Genomic DNA, 15,173 nt, shown 5'->3' with positions numbered 1-15,173 from the left:
ATATCACAGTGTCATTTGCCCGGGTAGTACTCCGGCAGCATGAGGGTAACCTCGAGGCCGCCTTCCAGGTGGTTCGCCAGGGAGATGCTGCCGCCGTGCTGCTCGGCGATGTTGCGGGCGATGGTCAGGCCCAGGCCGGTGCCGCCCGATTCGCGCGAGCGCGAGGTCTCGACACGGTAGAAGGGATCGAACACGCGGACCTGCTCCGATTGCTCGATGCCGGGGCCGCTGTCGCGCACCCGGATGCGCGCCGCGCCGTTCACGCGGTCGACCGTGACCTGGGCCTGGTGCCCGTATTTCACCGCGTTGTCGATCAGGTTGCCGAGGCAGCGGCGCAGGTCGAGCGGACGGCCCAGCAGCGCCATGCCCGAGCGCCCCGCCAGCGTGACGGCCTGGCTGGCGTCGGCGGCGTCGTCGCACACGGAGTCCAGTAGCGAATCGAGGTCGAGCAGCTGCATGCTTTCGGTGGTGTCCATGCTGCGCGCGAGATCGAGTCCCTCCCGCACCATCGCCTGCATGGCCGACAAATCGCCGATCAGGCGTTCCTGGAGCTCGTGGTCCGACACCTTTTCCAGGCGCAGGCGCATGCGCGTGAGCGGCGTTTGCAGATCGTGGGTGATCGCGGCCAGCATCTGCGTGCGCTGGAAGATGTACTGGCGAATCCGCGCCTGCATAGCGTTGAAGGCCGCGCTCGCTTGCCGGATTTCGCTGGCGCCGGTGAGGTCGAGCGGGGCGCGGTTGATGTCGTTGCCGAGGTCTTGCGCGGCCTGCGCCAGCTGTTTCAGCGGACGGGTCGTCATGCGCGCGACGAGGTAGGCGAGAATGGCGATGCTGACAAAAAACAGCGCCAGCACGGCGCGGTAATCGGTATCGGCAAGCACCAGGCTGCGCGGCGGCAGCACGGACAGGTGCAATTGTTCGCCGTCGCGCAGGCGCACGTTCAGGTTTTCGCAGGCGCCGCGCCATTCGGCGCTCAGCAGGCCGTACAGCAGCGGCATCCGCGGCGGGTTGGCGCAGGCCGCCGGACGGGCCGCGGCGCTGCCGATCCGGTAGTCCTTGCCGAGCCGGTCGGTCAGGGTGCGGGCGAAGTCCGAGGGTATGGGTGCGAGCGGCTGCAGCTCACCGGCATCGAGCTGCAAGCCGGGACGGTTGGCAACGCCGAGATAGGCGCGTCGGGCCGAGGCCGGCACGATCTCGGTTGCCATGATGAGTTGCTCGGCGCGCTCGATCAGGGTCTGGTCGCGCTGGCGTTCGAGCACGCGCTGGCGCTCGACGTCGGCCAGCCACTGGGTGAGCGCAGCCGAAATCAGAATACCGAGGAGCAAGGTGGCAAAGACACGGCCCGTCATCGAGCCGAGGAAGGCTTTCACGCTGCGGGCTCCACAGTGACCTGGCCGGCGAGCACGTAGCCGCCGTTACGCACGGTTTTGATGATTTGCGGCATGCGCGCGTCTTCGCCCAGCTTCTGGCGCAGGCGGCTGATCTGGATATCGATCGAGCGGTCGAAGGGGTCGGCGTCGCGCCCTTGCGTCAGGTTCAGCAGCTGGTCGCGGTTCAGGACGCGGTTCGGGTGTTCGAGGAAGACGCGCAGCAGTCGGAACTCGGCGCCCGACAGCATGATCACCATGCCGTCCGGATTGAGCAGGTGGCGCGCCGTCAGGTCCAGGGTCCAGCCCGAAAAGCGCATCTGCTGCACGTTCTCGGCCGGGGCATTCGAGGGCATCGCATGCGAGCGGCGCAGCACGCTGCGGATGCGCGCCAGCAGCTCGCGCGGCTCGAAGGGTTTCGGGAGGTAATCGTCGGCGCCCATTTCCAGGCCGAGGATGCGGTCGAGCGGCTCGTTTCTCGCCGTAAGCATGATCACCGGCAGGCTGGAGGTGGCGCGCAGCTTGCGGCACAGCGTCAGGCCGTCGTCGCCCGGCAGGTTCAGGTCGAGCACGATCAGGTCGGGACGAGCCTCGTCGAGGATCTTCCACATCGCCACGCCGTCGGCGGCGGCCAGCGCGCGGTAGCCGTTCGACTCGAGGTAGTCGGCCAGCAACTGGCGGATGTCGCGGTCGTCGTCGACGATGAGGATGGTAGATGGATTGTCCATGCTCGCAATTATCCTTGCTTCTACAGGGCATGAACAGCGGGTTTGTATCTGTATGTATATGAATAAACGAAGGAAACATATTGATACAAAGAGTGTGGCAGGGGACACGCTGGGCTTACATTTATTCGCGATGATGGATCCCGTGCAGTGAGTAGTTCACGCACAACATCAACTGACTCACACACCACGAGGACCTGAAATGAAAACTCTTCACAAAAATGTCTTGATCGCCCTGACCGCCCTCGGTATCGCCGGCGCCGCCGTCGCCCAGACTGCCCCTGTCCAGCCGCAGGAAGGCCGCCATGGCCAGGCCGTCAGCGCCGAACAGCGCGCGGCATTCAAAGCCGAGCGCCAGGCCAAGCGCGCCGAATGGCAAGCCCAGCGTGAAGCCAAGCTGCGTGCCGAGCTCAAGCTGACCCGGCAGCAGGAACCGGCTTTCGCCGCCTTCATCGCAGCCGGCAAGCCCGCACAGGGCCCGCAAGCCCGTGCCGAGCACGAGAAGCTGGCGGCCCTACCCGCGCCGCAGCGCCTGCAGCAGCAGATCGAGCGCCAGAAGCAGCGCACCGCCCGCATGGAAGCGCGCCTGGCGGCCTTGAACAACCTGTATGCCGTGCTCACGCCGGAGCAGAAGCAGGTGTTGGACAGCAAAGCGATGCGTTTCGGCGGCAGGCATCACGGTCATCGCGGTGGTCAGCACGGCGACCGTGGCGCGGCGCTGCAAAGCTAAATGATTTAGCTGATAACGAAAAAGGGATGCCTCGGCATCCCTTTTTTGTCCTCTGTTCGATACGCGAACGATGTACCGCGTGGGCGGAGCCCACCCTACGGGCTACTCGAGCTTTTGCAGCGAATTCAGGAATTTGGCGGCATTCTGGTAACCGATCACGCGGCTGTCACTGATCTCCTTGCCCGCCCGGTCGAAGAAAATGATCCCCGGTGGGCCGAACAGGCCAAACCGTTTCAGCATCGCCTTGTCGTGCGCATCGTTGGCGGTTACGTCGACCTGCAGCAGCATCGTATTGGCCAGCTTGGCCTGCACCGCGGGATCGATGAAGGTCAGCTTCTCCATCTCCTTGCACGACACGCACCAGTCGGCATAAAAGTCGAGCATGGCCGTCTTGCCGGCGTTCGCGGCCAGCACCGCATCGAGCTCGGCCACGGTTTTCACGCGCTTGAAGGTCAGCGCGTGTTTTGGCGTACCCGTCAGGTGTGCCAGCGGTGCGAGCGGGTCGCGCCCGCCCGTGGCCGCGCCAACCAGCTGCAAGGCCCCCAGGATGCCGAATGCGGCGCCGCAGGCGATGGCCGCCCAGTGCCCGCGCCGGCTCAGCAGATACGCACCGTAGCCGAGCAGCAGCGCAGCCCACAGGATCATCTGCAGCAACGGCGGCAGCACCGGAGAGACCAGCCACAGCGCCATGCCCAGCATCAGTACGCCGAAGAAGCGTTTGACGGTGTCCATCCAGGCGCCGGCACGCGGCAGCAGCGAGCCGGCGGAGACGCCCACCAGCAGCAGCGGGATGCTCATGCCGATCGCCATCGAAAACAGCGCGGCGCCGCCGACCAGCACGTCTCTCGTCTGGCTGATGTAGACCAGGGCGCCGGCCAGCGGGGCAGCCACGCAGGGCCCGACGATCAGGGCGGAAATCGCACCCATGGCGAACACGCCGGCCAGCTTGCCCGACGCCTGGCGCCCGGACGCATTGGCCAGTTTCGTTTGCATCGAAGCGGGCACCTGCAGCTCATAAAAACCGAACATCGACATCGCCATCGCGACGATCAGCAGGGAGAAGGCGCCCAGCACCCACGGGTTCTGCAGGGCGGCCGACAAGCCCTCCCCGATCAGGCCGGCGGCTACGCCGAGCGCCGTGTAGACGATGGCCATGCCGAGCGAATAGGTGACCGACAGCACCAGGCCGCGCGAGCGTCTGGTCTTGCCGCCCTCCCCCACGATGATGGACGACAGGATCGGCACCATCGGCAGCACGCAGGGTGTAAACGCCAGGCCCAGGCCGAGCAGCGCGAAGGCGGGGACAATGGCGAGCAGGCGCCCGCCTTGCAGGATGGCGCCGATACCGGCCATGTCGGAGGGCGTGCCGGCAGGATTGGCCGCGGGAGCACTGGTCGGTGGCTCCGCGCCGGGTGCCGGGTTCTGCGGCGCCGGGCTCGCGGCCGCCGGCGCCGTGGCGGGTGTGCTGCTCCCGCGCGGGGCGACGACGCTTGCCGGCCCTTCGCTGAGCGGCGTGGATGACAGCGCGATCGACGACGGCGGCTGTGCGCTGGCGCCAATCGGTATGCTCGCCTCGGAGGATCCGCTGGCGGCCGTCAATCGCGCGCTGTGTTCCTGCGGCGGGTAGCACAGGCCGGCGTCGGCGCAGCCCTGGCTGGTGGCGTTCAGCGTGAAGGCGGACCCGCTTTCGACGGGGATGCGGATCGTTACGCTCCCGTGGTAAGTTTCGACGTTCTTTTCGAAAGTCTGGTCGTATTTGACCTTGCCTGGCGGGATTTGCGGCTCGCCCAGCTTCGCTCCGGTCGCCGTAAATGTAAAACGCTCGCGGTACATGTAGTAGCCGGGGGCGATGTCGTAGGTGACGACGGCCGTGCGTTCGCCCTCCATGCGCGCGGAGAATTTGAAGGCGACCGCAGGATCGAGGAAATCCTCGGCGCGGCCAGGTACCGCCAGCAGCACGAGCGAGACGAACAGCAGCGTCAGCGCGGCCAGCAGGCGCGTATGGGCTGCACGAAAACGGGAGACGGACATGACTTCCTTTGATGAACACAACGCAGCAGAATGGTACACCGGCTGTGTGCGGACGGGTACGGGCGAAAAAAAACCAGGCGCAAGGCCTGGTTTTTTTATTCGCAAGAAGCGATTACTCAGCGGTCGGTGCTTCGTCGGCCGAGGTGACTTCCGGACGGTCCAGCAGCTCGACATACGCCATTGGCGCGTTGTCGCCCACGCGGAAACCCATTTTCAGGATGCGCAGGTAGCCGCCGTTACGGTTGGCGTAACGTGGGCCCAGTTCGGCGAACAGCTTCTGCACCATTTCGCGGTCGCGCAGGCGGGCGAATGCCAGGCGCTTGTTGGCCAGCGTGTCGGTCTTGCCCAGGGTCAGGATCGGCTCGATGACGCGACGCAGTTCCTTGGCTTTTGGCACGGTGGTCTTGATGGCTTCATGACGCAGCAGCGAGACGGTCATGTTGCGCAGCATGGCGAGACGGTGGGACGAGGTACGGTTCAGCTTACGGAGGCCGTGACGGTGACGCATGGTACTTCCTTTCGAGTGTTTAATTTCCAGTTCTTCGATCGTTCATGCAGATGCATGACCGCGGACCGGTTCATAAGGGTTGAACTATCCGGACACCCTTGTCCGGATAGTGGTACTACAAATCAAATTACTTTTCCAGGCCGGCAGGCGGCCAGTTTTCCAGCTTCATACCCAGGGTCAGGCCGCGCGAAGCAAGGACTTCCTTGATTTCGTTGAGCGACTTGCGGCCCAGGTTCGGCGTCTTGAGCAGTTCGTTTTCCGAACGCTGGATCAGGTCGCCGATGTAATAGATGTTTTCTGCTTTCAGGCAGTTGGCCGAACGGACGGTCAGTTCCAGGTCGTCGACTGGACGCAGCAGGATCGGATCGACCAACGGAGCACGCGATGGTGCTTCGGCGGCGGCTTCCGTGCCTTCCAGGGCGGCGAACACGTTCAGCTGGTCGACCAGCACGCGTGCCGACTGGCGAATCGCCTCTTCCGGGGTGATGACGCCGTTGGTCTCGATGTTGATGATCAGCTTGTCCAGGTCGGTACGCTGTTCGACGCGCGCCGATTCGACGGCGTACGACACGCGGCGCACTGGCGAGAACGATGCGTCCAGGATGATGCGGCCGATCGTCTTGTTCGTGTCTTCCGACAGGCGACGGACGTTACCAGGAACATAGCCACGGCCTTTTTCGACCTTGATCTGCATGTCCAGCTTGCCACCGGCGGTCAGGTGAGCGATCACGTGATCCGGGTTGATCAGTTCCACGTCATGCGGCAGATCGATGTCCGATGCCAGGACGGCGCCTTCGCCTTCCTTTTTCAGGGTCAGGGTCACGGAGTCACGGTTGTGCACCTTGAACACGACGCCCTTCAGGTTCAGCAGCAGGTCGACGACGTCTTCCTGCACGCCGTCGAGCGACGAGTACTCGTGCACGACGCCGGCGATGGTGACTTCGGTCGGCGCGTAGCCGATCATCGACGACAGCAGGACGCGGCGCAGTGCGTTGCCCAGCGTGTGGCCATAGCCACGCTCGAACGGCTCCATCACGACTTTGGCGTGACCGGCACCGAGTGCTTCGACATCGATGATACGTGGCTTCAACAAACTATTTTGCATGAAATGTCCTTTTCAATACCCTCGGCTCGTTACACCGATAAGGCTGATGGCATGTTTAAAATTCTTGAATTGCAAACGCCCGCTCGGTGAGGAGCGGGCGCAAATACCGACTAACGATTAACGCGAGTACAGTTCGACGATCAGTGCTTCGTTGACGTCAGCGGCGATCTCGTTACGCTCTGGGAACGAACGGAAGGTGCCTTCCATCTTCTTCGCGTCGACCGACACCCAGCTCGGCATGCCGATCTGTTCAGCCAGCGACAGGGCTTCGACGATACGCACTTGCTTCTTCGCCTTTTCGCGAACGGCGATGACGTCGCCGGTCTTGACAGCGTACGAAGCGATGTTCACGACGTTACCGTTGACGGTGAAGGCCTTGTGGCTCACCAGCTGACGCGCTTCAGCGCGGGTCGAGCCGAAGCCCATGCGGTAGGTGACGTTGTCCAGGCGCGATTCCAGCAGCTTCAGCAGGGTTTCGCCGGTGTTGCCCTTCTTGCGCGACGCTTCAGCGAAGTAGCGGCGGAACTGGCGCTCGAGGATACCGTACATGCGCTTGACCTTCTGCTTTTCGCGCAGCTGGTTGCCGTAGTCCGAGGTGCGGGCACCCGACTTGACACCGTGCTGGCCTGGCTTGACGTCCAGTTTGCACTTCGAGTCGAGCGAGCGGCGTGCGCTCTTGAGGAACAGGTCGGTGCCTTCACGGCGCGACAGTTTTGCTTTTGGTCCGATATAACGTGCCACGTTGAATCCTTTGATGTATTAATCACGCCCCAGAGGCATTCTTGAGAATGCGGCAGGCGCTAGTCCGACCCTGATAAGAGCGGACGTGGCTAAAAATAAACCCCGAGCAAACGCCCAAGGCGACAACAGCCGGGCAGTATACCCGAATTCGGGTCACTGCACCGGCTTTTGCTACTGCATACTGCCTAAGCGCTGTACTGAAAACAACAGGGCAGCAGAACTGCCCGGATGAATTTAGATACGACGACGCTTTGGAGGACGGCAGCCGTTGTGCGGCACTGGCGTCACGTCCTGGATCTCGGTGATCTTGATGCCGAGGTTGTTCAGTGCACGGACAGCCGATTCACGGCCTGGGCCTGGGCCCTTGATGCGCACTTCCAGGTTCTTCACGCCGCTTTCCTGGGCGACCTTGCCGGCTGCTTCAGCAGCGACCTGAGCCGCGAACGGGGTCGATTTACGCGAGCCTTTGAAGCCTGCGCCACCCGACGTCGCCCACGACAGGGCATTGCCCTGGCGATCGGTGATCGTGATGATGGTGTTGTTGAACGAAGCGTGGACGTGGGCGATGCCCTCAGCCACGTTCTTCTTGACTTTCTTACGGACGCGCGCTGCTGCTGCGCTGCTTTGTTGCTTGGCCATGGTCGGTTCCTAGATTATTTCTTCAGCGATTGAGCGGCCTTGCGCGGACCTTTGCGGGTACGTGCATTGGTGCGGGTACGCTGACCGCGCACTGGCAGACCCTTACGGTGACGCATGCCGCGGTAGCAGCCCAGATCCATCAGACGCTTGATGTTCATGGACAGTTCGCGGCGCAGATCGCCTTCCACGACAAACTTCGCGACTTCGTCACGCAGCTTCTCGAGTTCGTTATCGTCGAGGTCCTTGACCTTCTTGTTGGTCGCGATACCGGTCGCATCGCAGATCTTCTGCGAGCGCGGACGGCCAACACCGTAGATCGCCGTCAGGCCGATAACAGTGTGCTGATGATTTGGGATGTTAACCCCTGCAATACGTGCCATTCGTTATTCCTCTTAACCTTGACGCTGCTTGTGACGCGGCTCGACGCAGATCACACGGACCACGCCCTTGCGCTTGATGATCTTGCAGTTGCGGCAGATCCGCTTGACTGAAGCATTAACTTTCATTTTGCACTCTCTTCCTGGTGAGTATTTACTTAGATTTTTTACTTGGTGCGGAATACGATGCGCGCCCGGGACAAGTCGTACGGCGTCAACTCGACCGTTACCTTGTCTCCTGGGAGAATGCGGATATAGTTCATCCGCATTTTACCCGAGATATGCCCCAGGACCACATGCCCGTTTTCCAGCTTTACGCGAAATGTCGCATTTGGGAGATTCTCGAGAATCTCGCCTTGCATTTGGATGACGTCGTCTTTTGCCATTCGGTCTCTACACTCCCGCTTATCGCGTCGGAATTCCGCCCTTGAAGTTCGCCTTCCGCAGCAGCGATTCATATTGCTGCGACATGACGTAGTTCTGCACTTGTGCCATGAAGTCCATCGTTACTACCACGATGATCAGGAGCGAGGTGCCGCCGAAATAGAAAGGAACTTTCGCAAACGACTGCAGGAACTCCGGCACCAGGCACACGACGGTGATGTAGACCGCACCAGCCAAAGTCAGGCGCATCAGGATCTTGTCGATGTAGCGGGCCGTCTGGTCACCTGGACGGATGCCAGGCACAAACGCACCGCTTTTCTTCAAGTTGTCCGCCGTTTCCTTGCTGTTGAACACCAGCGCGGTATAGAAGAAGCAGAAAAACACGATTGCCACCGCATACAGCAACGCGTGGATCGGCGAACCGGTACCGAGCGAAGCGGCGAGGTCTTTCAGGAACCCGATGAACGGGCCGCTGGAATCCTTGCCACGCGTGTACCAGTCGACGATCGTCGCCGGGAACAGGATGATCGACGACGCGAAGATCGGCGGGATCACGCCGGCCATGTTCAGCTTCAGGGGCAGGTGGCTGGTTTGGCCACCGTACACCTTGTTGCCGACCTGGCGCTTGGCGTAATTCACGAGGATCTTGCGCTGACCACGTTCCACGAACACCACCGCATAGGTCACACCAATCACCAGGACGACAATGCCGATTGCGGCAATACTGTTGATCGAGCCATTCGACACCAGAGTGAACAAGCCACCCAATGCCGACGGCAGACCGGCTGCGATACCGGCGAAGATGATGATCGAAATGCCGTTACCGAGGCCACGTTCGGTGATCTGCTCGCCCAGCCACATGAGGAACATGGTGCCGGTAAGCAGGGTCACGACCGTGACGAAGCGGAAGCCCATGCCTGGATCGAGCACGAGACCCGGCTGGGCTTCGAGCGCGACGGCGATGCCGAACGCCTGGAACAAGGCCAGTGCCACCGTGAAGTAACGGGTGTACTGGGTGATCTTGCGGCGCCCTGCTTCGCCCTCTTTCTTCAGCGCTTCGAGCTGTGGCGAGACGATCGACCCCAGCTGCATGATGATCGAAGCCGAAATGTAGGGCATGATCCCGAGTGCGAACACGGTAAAGCGGGACAACGCGCCACCCGAGAACATGTTGAACATGCCCAGGATGCCGCCTTCGTTCTGCTTGAACAGCGACGCCAACGCAATCGGGTCAATCCCGGGGACCGGGATGTGAGCACCGATGCGGTACACGACCAACGCGCCAAGCAAAAACCACAACCGACCCCAGGGGAAGCCGGCAGCGGCGCTTTTACCAAGTTGTGAATTAGTCGCCAATTTGTGCTCCGATCAGGCAGCGATCGCTTTAAGCGACCGAACCGCCAGCTGCTTCGATGGCCGCTTTCGCGCCCGCGGTCGCCTTCAGGCCCTTGAGGTTCACCGCTTTGGTGATCTCGCCCGACAGGATGACGCGCACGTCGCGTGCCACCACCGACAGGATGCCTGCTTGCTTGAGCACCAGGATGTCGACATCGCCGACGGCCAGGTTGTTCAGGTCCGACAGACGCACTTCAGCCTTGAACGTAGCGTTCAGCGACTTGAAGCCACGCTTCGGCAGACGACGCTGCAGAGGCATCTGACCGCCTTCGAAGCCGACCTTGTGGAAGCCGCCCGAACGCGACTTCTGACCCTTGTGACCGCGACCGGCGGTCTTGCCCAGGCCGGAGCCGATACCGCGGCCGACGCGACGCTTGTAGTGCTTGGCGCCGTCAGCTGGTTGAATGGTATTCAATTCCATTGTTTTCTCCGTTCGTAAGCCGAGGCTTACGAAACAACTTTAACGAGGTACGAGACTTTGTTGATCATGCCACGCACAGATGGGGTGTCCTGCAACTCGGAAACCGAGTTGACGCGACGCAGACCCAGACCACGCACGGTAGCGCGGTGATCTTGACGGGTGCCGATCAGGCCCTTGACCAGTTGTACTTTGATGGTGTTTGCCATTGTCTTCACCTTAACCGATGATGTCTTCGACCGACTTGCCACGCTTGGCGGCGATGTCGGACGCGGTGCTCATCTTCGACAGGCCGTCGAGGGTAGCGCGCACCAGGTTGTACGGGTTCGACGAGCCGGTCGACTTGGCGACCACGTCGGTCACGCCCATCACCTCGAAGATGGCGCGCATTGCGCCACCAGCGATGACGCCGGTACCAGGTTTCGCTGGCATCATCATGACGCGCGAGGCGCCGTGACGACCGGAGACGGTGTGGTGCAGGGTACCGTTCTTGAGGGGCACCTTGATCAGGTTGCGGCGGGCTTCTTCCATCGCTTTTTGCACGCCGACTGGAACTTCCTTCGACTTGCCTTTACCCATGCCGATGCGGCCATCGCCGTCACCGACAACGGTCAGCGCTGCAAAACCCATGATACGACCACCCTTGACCACTTTGGTCACGCGGTTGATCGCGATCATTTTTTCGCGCATGCCATCATCCGGCTTGTCGCTTGCCATTTTCGCTTGCATTTTTGCCATGACGATTCTTCCTTAGAACTTCAGACCGGCTTCACGCGCGGCTTCTGCCAGCGCCTTCACACGGCCGTGGTAACGGAAACCGGAGCGGTCAAATGCCACTTCGGTGATCCCTGCTTGCAGTGCTTTCTCTGCAACGCGCTTGCCAACCAGTGCCGCGGCAGCAGCGTTGCCGCCCTTGCCGCTCTGGCCTGCCAGTTCGGCGCGCACGTCTGCTTCCAGCGTCGAAGCCGAAACCAGGACCTTCGCATCCGGGCTGATCAGGTTCGCATAGATGTGCAGGTTGGTGCGGTGAACCGACAAACGGTTCACGCCCAGCTGCGCGATCTTGATGCGGGTTTGGCGTCCGCGACGCAGACGCGATTCTTTCTTGTCCATCGTCAGCTCCGATTATTTCTTCTTGGTTTCTTTAAGCTTCACCACTTCGTCCGAATAACGGACACCCTTGCCTTTGTAAGGCTCAGGGGAGCGGTAAGCGCGCACTTCGGCAGCAACCTGGCCAACCTTTTGACGATCGATACCCTTGATCAGGATTTCGGTCGGGGTCGGGGTCACGGCAGTGATACCTTCCGGCATCGCGTGCAGCACCGGGTGCGAGAAGCCCAGGGACAGGTTCAGGGCGTTGCCCTGCACTGCTGCCTTGTAGCCCACGCCGACCAGGTTCAGCTTCTTCTCGAAGCCCTTGGTCACGCCGGTCACCATGTTGTTGACCAGGGCACGCAGGGTACCGGACATGGCGTTCGATTCACGGGAATCGTCCACCACGTCGAAGGTCAGCGTGCCGTTGTTGTTTTCCACCTTGACCATGCCGTTCAACGGCTGGGTCAGGCTGCCCAGTGGGCCTTTGACCGTGATCGCTGCTGCAGTGATCGCCACTTCGGCGCCTGCTGGGACAGCGATTGGCATCTTAGCTACTCGAGACATCGTCTACTCCTTAAGCTACGTAGCAGATAACTTCGCCGCCGACGCCATTGGCGCGGGCTTTGCGGTCAGTCATCACGCCTTGCGGGGTCGAGACAATCGCCACGCCCAGGCCGTTCATCACGGTTGGGATCTCGTCTTTGCCTTTGTAGACACGCAGGCCAGGACGGGACACGCGCTCGATGCGCTCGATAACCGGACGGCCGGTGTAATACTTCAAACCGATTTTCAGTTCCGACTTGCCACCTTCGGTGGACACGGCGAAATCTTCAATGTAACCCTCGTCCTTCAGGACGTTGGCAATGGCAACCTTGACTTTCGACGACGGCATTGCGACCGTGGTCTTTTGAACAGTTTGTGCGTTGCGAATGCGGGTCAGCATATCGGCGATAGGATCGCTCATACTCATTGCTTATTCTCCTATTACCAGCTGGCTTTAGTCATACCCGGGATTTCGCCTTTCATGGCGAATTCGCGGAGTTTGGTACGGGCAAGGCCGAATTTACGGAACGTGCCACGTGGACGGCCGGTGATCGCGCAGCGGTTACGCTGGCGGGTCGGGGCCGAATTACGCGGCAGGGCCTGCAGTTTCAGGCGCGCTTCGTAACGCTCTTCTTCGGTCTTCGACTGGTCGTCGATGATTGCTTTCAGAGCTGCACGCTTTGCGGCGAATTTCTCCACCAGGTCTGCACGCTTCTGTTCGCGGTTAATCAGTGCAAGTTTTGCCATGCTCTTAGTTCCTGAACGGGAATTTGAAGGCGGCGAGCAGCGCTTTGGCTTCGTCGTCGGTCTTAGCGGTCGTGGTGATCGAGATGTTCATGCCACGCAGCGCGTCGATCTTGTCGTAATCGATTTCAGGGAAGATGATCTGTTCCTTGACACCGATGTTGTAGTTGCCACGACCATCGAACGATTTGCCGTTCACGCCACGGAAGTCACGCACGCGCGGCAGGGCCACGGTGATGAAACGGTCCAGGAACTCGTACATACGGGCGCCGCGCAGGGTCACCATCGTACCGATCGGGTAGCCTTCGCGGATCTTGAAACCGGCGATTGCCTTGCGCGACTTGGTGGTCACTGGCTTCTGGCCGGCGATCTTGGTCAGGTCGCCCACAGCGTGCTCGAGCACTTTCTTGTCGGCGATCGCTTCACCAACACCCATGTTCAGGGTGATCTTGGTCAGGCGCGGCACTTCCATCACGGACTTGTAGCCGAATTTCTCGGTCAGGTCAGCGACGACTTTGTCTTTGTAGAATTGTTGGAGACGGGCCATGTTCTTACACCTTCACTTCTTCGCCGGACGACTTGTAGACGCGGACTTTCTTGCCGTCCTGGTCTTTGAAGCCTACGCGGTCTGCCTTGCCGGTCGCGGCGTTGAACAGCGCGACGTTGGAGACGTGAATCGGCATCGTCTTGTCGACGATACCACCTTGGACGCCGGTCATCGGGTTTGGCTTGACGGCCTTCTTGGCAACGTTCACGCCTTCGACGATCACGTGCTCGGCGTCGACGCGACGCGAAACCACGCCACGCTTGCCCTTGTCTTTACCGGCCAAAACGATGACTTCGTCGTTTTTACGAATCTTATCCATTACGACTCCTTACAGTACTTCAGGTGCCAGGGACACGATCTTCATGAACTTTTCAGTGCGCAGTTCGCGGGTCACTGGTCCGAAGATACGGGTGCCGATCGGTTCCAGCTTGGCGTTGAGCAGCACTGCGGCATTGCCGTCGAACTTCACCAGGGAGCCGTCTTGGCGGCGCACACCTTTAGCGGTACGCACAACCACAGCGTTATAAATTTCACCTTTTTTGACACGGCCACGTGGCGCAGCAACCTTGACGGTTACCTTGATGATGTCGCCAATGCTCGCATAACGGCGCTTGGAGCCGCCCAACACCTTGATGCACAAAACTTCTTTTGCACCGGTGTTGTCGGCTACTTCGAGCCGGCTTTCAGTTTGAATCATAGTATTTTCTTTCCCAACTTAAGCCGAAGAAATCCCACGGAAAACCGTAGGCCTGCGGTCAGTCTTGGTCCCGCCGTACCGCCCCTGCTGGAGCACTACGATTGGGTGATTGGACTTTCCAATTGCTTCGAACAGGCCGCAGTTACCGAGGGGGACAAACTGCGGCAACACATGAACGAAGCCCGCTAGTATCTCAGATACCAGCGGGCCACGCAAGACAAATTTTGCTAGTACTTACAGTACCTGTGCGACCTGCACAACACGGGTCACAGTCCAAGCTTTCGTCTTCGAGATCGGACGACCTTCCGCGATCTCGACCGTGTCACCGGTCTTGGCCTGGTTGGTTTCGTCGTGTGCGTGATACTTGTTCGAACGCACGATGATCTTGCCGTACAGCGGGTGCTTGACGTGACGTTCGATCAGTACGGTTACCGTCTTGTCCATTTTGTCGGACACGACTTTGCCGACCAGCGTACGCTTCAGCGCCGTTTTAGTGGTGTCGTTCATTTGGCTTCCTTCTGGTTCATCACAGTCTTCACACGCGCGATGTCGCGACGTACTTTCTTGAGCTGCGCGGTGTTGCCCAGCTGCTGGGTAGCGATTTGCATGCGCAGGCCAAACTGGGCCTTCAGCAGCTCACTCAGCTCCTTTTGCAGCGCTTCCTGGTCCTTGCCGCGGAGTTCCGATGCTTTCATATTCAACTCCTGTTATTGGCCGACCTGGCGCACGACGAACGTGGTAGCCAGTGGCAGTTTGGCAGCGGCCAGGCGGAATGCTTCGCGCGCCAGTGTTTCGTCGACGCCGTCCATCTCATACAGGACTTTGCCTGGCTGGATTTCTGCGACGTAGTATTCCGGATTACCTTTACCGTTACCCATACGGACTTCGGCCGGCTTGTTCGAAATCGGCTTGTCCGGGAAGATACGGATCCAGATACGACCGCCACGCTTGATGTGACGGGTCATGGCGCGACGTGCAGCTTCGATCTGACGTGCGGTGATACGGCCGCGGGCAACTGCCTTCAGACCGAATTCACCGAACGAGACCGCGGTGCCGCGGGTGTGCGAAATGCCGGTGTTACGGCCTTTCTGCTCTTTACGATACTTCCTGCGCGATGGTTGCAGCAT

General features: G+C 60.6%; 25 protein-coding genes. 1 reads left to right on the top strand and 24 read right to left on the bottom strand.

All coding sequences use genetic code 11. From position 1 onward, the window contains the following. Window positions 1-11 precede the first annotated feature (11 nt). Both ACI48I_RS21370 and ACI48I_RS21365 read right to left on the bottom strand, forming a co-directional pair. On the bottom strand, window positions 12-1,370 hold the full coding sequence (locus ACI48I_RS21370; RefSeq protein ID WP_498575336.1) for an ATP-binding protein: 1,359 nt from the start codon (window positions 1,368-1,370) through the stop codon (window positions 12-14). Further along, the gene (locus tag ACI48I_RS21365) at window positions 1,367-2,095 is read right to left on the bottom strand and encodes a response regulator (protein WP_193687455.1); all 729 of its coding nucleotides are present in this window, start codon (window positions 2,093-2,095) and stop codon (window positions 1,367-1,369) included. The genes ACI48I_RS21370 and ACI48I_RS21365 overlap by 4 nt, the downstream gene beginning before the upstream one ends. Window positions 2,096-2,294: 199 nt before the next feature. Here ACI48I_RS21365 and ACI48I_RS21360 point away from each other — a divergent pair, with 199 nt between their 5' ends. Beyond that, the gene (locus ACI48I_RS21360; protein ID WP_498575335.1) at window positions 2,295-2,822 is read left to right on the top strand and encodes a Spy/CpxP family protein refolding chaperone; all 528 of its coding nucleotides are present in this window, start codon (window positions 2,295-2,297) and stop codon (window positions 2,820-2,822) included. A 102-nt stretch (window positions 2,823-2,924) separates the two neighbouring features. On the opposite strand, the gene dsbD is transcribed toward ACI48I_RS21360, so the two are convergent. From dsbD to rplP, 22 genes are all read right to left on the bottom strand, one after another. Continuing rightward, complete coding sequence (gene dsbD / locus ACI48I_RS21355; RefSeq protein WP_498575334.1) at window positions 2,925-4,853, bottom strand: protein-disulfide reductase DsbD; 1,929 nt, start codon at window positions 4,851-4,853, stop codon at window positions 2,925-2,927. A 112-nt stretch (window positions 4,854-4,965) separates the two neighbouring features. Beyond that, window positions 4,966-5,361, bottom strand: coding sequence for a 50S ribosomal protein L17 (rplQ, locus tag ACI48I_RS21350; RefSeq protein WP_159698303.1), 396 nt, complete (start codon window positions 5,359-5,361; stop codon window positions 4,966-4,968). A gap of 127 nt (window positions 5,362-5,488) precedes the next feature. After that, window positions 5,489-6,466 (bottom strand): DNA-directed RNA polymerase subunit alpha, encoded by a 978-nt coding sequence (locus tag ACI48I_RS21345; protein ID WP_026354946.1) that lies wholly within the window; start codon window positions 6,464-6,466, stop codon window positions 5,489-5,491. 117 nt (window positions 6,467-6,583) lie between these two features. Continuing rightward, window positions 6,584-7,207, bottom strand: a complete 624-nt coding sequence (gene rpsD, locus ACI48I_RS21340; RefSeq protein ID WP_193687458.1) for a 30S ribosomal protein S4 — start codon at window positions 7,205-7,207, stop codon at window positions 6,584-6,586. A 234-nt stretch (window positions 7,208-7,441) separates the two neighbouring features. Then, complete coding sequence (gene rpsK, locus ACI48I_RS21335; RefSeq protein WP_005663404.1) at window positions 7,442-7,846, bottom strand: 30S ribosomal protein S11; 405 nt, start codon at window positions 7,844-7,846, stop codon at window positions 7,442-7,444. Window positions 7,847-7,860: 14 nt separating this feature from the next. Beyond that, window positions 7,861-8,226, bottom strand: coding sequence for a 30S ribosomal protein S13 (gene rpsM / locus ACI48I_RS21330; protein WP_056337616.1), 366 nt, complete (start codon window positions 8,224-8,226; stop codon window positions 7,861-7,863). Window positions 8,227-8,238: 12 nt separating this feature from the next. Next, complete coding sequence (gene rpmJ, locus ACI48I_RS21325) at window positions 8,239-8,352, bottom strand: 50S ribosomal protein L36 (protein WP_005663407.1); 114 nt, start codon at window positions 8,350-8,352, stop codon at window positions 8,239-8,241. A 38-nt stretch (window positions 8,353-8,390) separates the two neighbouring features. Then, window positions 8,391-8,609 (bottom strand): translation initiation factor IF-1, encoded by a 219-nt coding sequence (infA, locus tag ACI48I_RS21320; RefSeq protein WP_005663428.1) that lies wholly within the window; start codon window positions 8,607-8,609, stop codon window positions 8,391-8,393. A gap of 19 nt (window positions 8,610-8,628) precedes the next feature. Continuing rightward, the gene (gene secY, locus ACI48I_RS21315) at window positions 8,629-9,963 is read right to left on the bottom strand and encodes a preprotein translocase subunit SecY (RefSeq protein WP_193687459.1); all 1,335 of its coding nucleotides are present in this window, start codon (window positions 9,961-9,963) and stop codon (window positions 8,629-8,631) included. Between the two features lie 28 nt (window positions 9,964-9,991). Beyond that, the gene (rplO, locus tag ACI48I_RS21310) at window positions 9,992-10,423 is read right to left on the bottom strand and encodes a 50S ribosomal protein L15 (protein WP_137172335.1); all 432 of its coding nucleotides are present in this window, start codon (window positions 10,421-10,423) and stop codon (window positions 9,992-9,994) included. Window positions 10,424-10,449: 26 nt separating this feature from the next. Then, window positions 10,450-10,629, bottom strand: a complete 180-nt coding sequence (gene rpmD, locus ACI48I_RS21305) for a 50S ribosomal protein L30 (RefSeq protein WP_007875342.1) — start codon at window positions 10,627-10,629, stop codon at window positions 10,450-10,452. Between the two features lie 10 nt (window positions 10,630-10,639). Continuing rightward, on the bottom strand, window positions 10,640-11,158 hold the full coding sequence (rpsE, locus tag ACI48I_RS21300; protein WP_193687461.1) for a 30S ribosomal protein S5: 519 nt from the start codon (window positions 11,156-11,158) through the stop codon (window positions 10,640-10,642). A gap of 12 nt (window positions 11,159-11,170) precedes the next feature. Beyond that, window positions 11,171-11,533 (bottom strand): 50S ribosomal protein L18, encoded by a 363-nt coding sequence (gene rplR / locus ACI48I_RS21295; RefSeq protein ID WP_192056825.1) that lies wholly within the window; start codon window positions 11,531-11,533, stop codon window positions 11,171-11,173. A gap of 12 nt (window positions 11,534-11,545) precedes the next feature. Further along, window positions 11,546-12,079: a 50S ribosomal protein L6 gene (gene rplF, locus ACI48I_RS21290; protein WP_193687462.1), complete on the bottom strand. Its 534-nt coding sequence runs from the start codon at window positions 12,077-12,079 to the stop codon at window positions 11,546-11,548. 10 nt (window positions 12,080-12,089) lie between these two features. Continuing rightward, window positions 12,090-12,485, bottom strand: coding sequence for a 30S ribosomal protein S8 (rpsH, locus tag ACI48I_RS21285; protein ID WP_056337601.1), 396 nt, complete (start codon window positions 12,483-12,485; stop codon window positions 12,090-12,092). A gap of 14 nt (window positions 12,486-12,499) precedes the next feature. Beyond that, window positions 12,500-12,805 carry a 30S ribosomal protein S14 gene (rpsN, locus tag ACI48I_RS21280; protein WP_056449167.1) on the bottom strand — a complete coding sequence of 102 codons (306 nt, stop codon included), beginning with the start codon at window positions 12,803-12,805 and terminating at the stop codon, window positions 12,500-12,502. Between the two features lie 4 nt (window positions 12,806-12,809). Beyond that, entirely contained in the window at window positions 12,810-13,349 is a 540-nt protein-coding gene (rplE, locus tag ACI48I_RS21275) for a 50S ribosomal protein L5 (RefSeq protein WP_182990708.1), read from the bottom strand. 4 nt (window positions 13,350-13,353) lie between these two features. Continuing rightward, window positions 13,354-13,668 (bottom strand): 50S ribosomal protein L24, encoded by a 315-nt coding sequence (gene rplX, locus ACI48I_RS21270; RefSeq protein WP_056337594.1) that lies wholly within the window; start codon window positions 13,666-13,668, stop codon window positions 13,354-13,356. 9 nt (window positions 13,669-13,677) lie between these two features. Further along, complete coding sequence (gene rplN / locus ACI48I_RS21265) at window positions 13,678-14,046, bottom strand: 50S ribosomal protein L14 (RefSeq protein ID WP_005663451.1); 369 nt, start codon at window positions 14,044-14,046, stop codon at window positions 13,678-13,680. 234 nt (window positions 14,047-14,280) lie between these two features. Further along, a complete protein-coding gene (rpsQ, locus tag ACI48I_RS21260) occupies window positions 14,281-14,553 on the bottom strand; it encodes a 30S ribosomal protein S17 (RefSeq protein WP_020655684.1) in 273 nt (90 codons plus the stop codon). Beyond that, entirely contained in the window at window positions 14,550-14,741 is a 192-nt protein-coding gene (gene rpmC, locus ACI48I_RS21255; RefSeq protein ID WP_159698333.1) for a 50S ribosomal protein L29, read from the bottom strand. The genes rpsQ and rpmC overlap by 4 nt, the downstream gene beginning before the upstream one ends. A 12-nt stretch (window positions 14,742-14,753) precedes the next feature. Next, complete coding sequence (gene rplP / locus ACI48I_RS21250; RefSeq protein WP_145653055.1) at window positions 14,754-15,173, bottom strand: 50S ribosomal protein L16; 420 nt, start codon at window positions 15,171-15,173, stop codon at window positions 14,754-14,756.

This window comes from Massilia sp. LXY-5 (assembly GCF_059801075.1).
The sequence above is the reverse complement of the archived record's forward strand: the minus strand, read 5'-3'. Positions and strand labels throughout refer to the sequence as shown.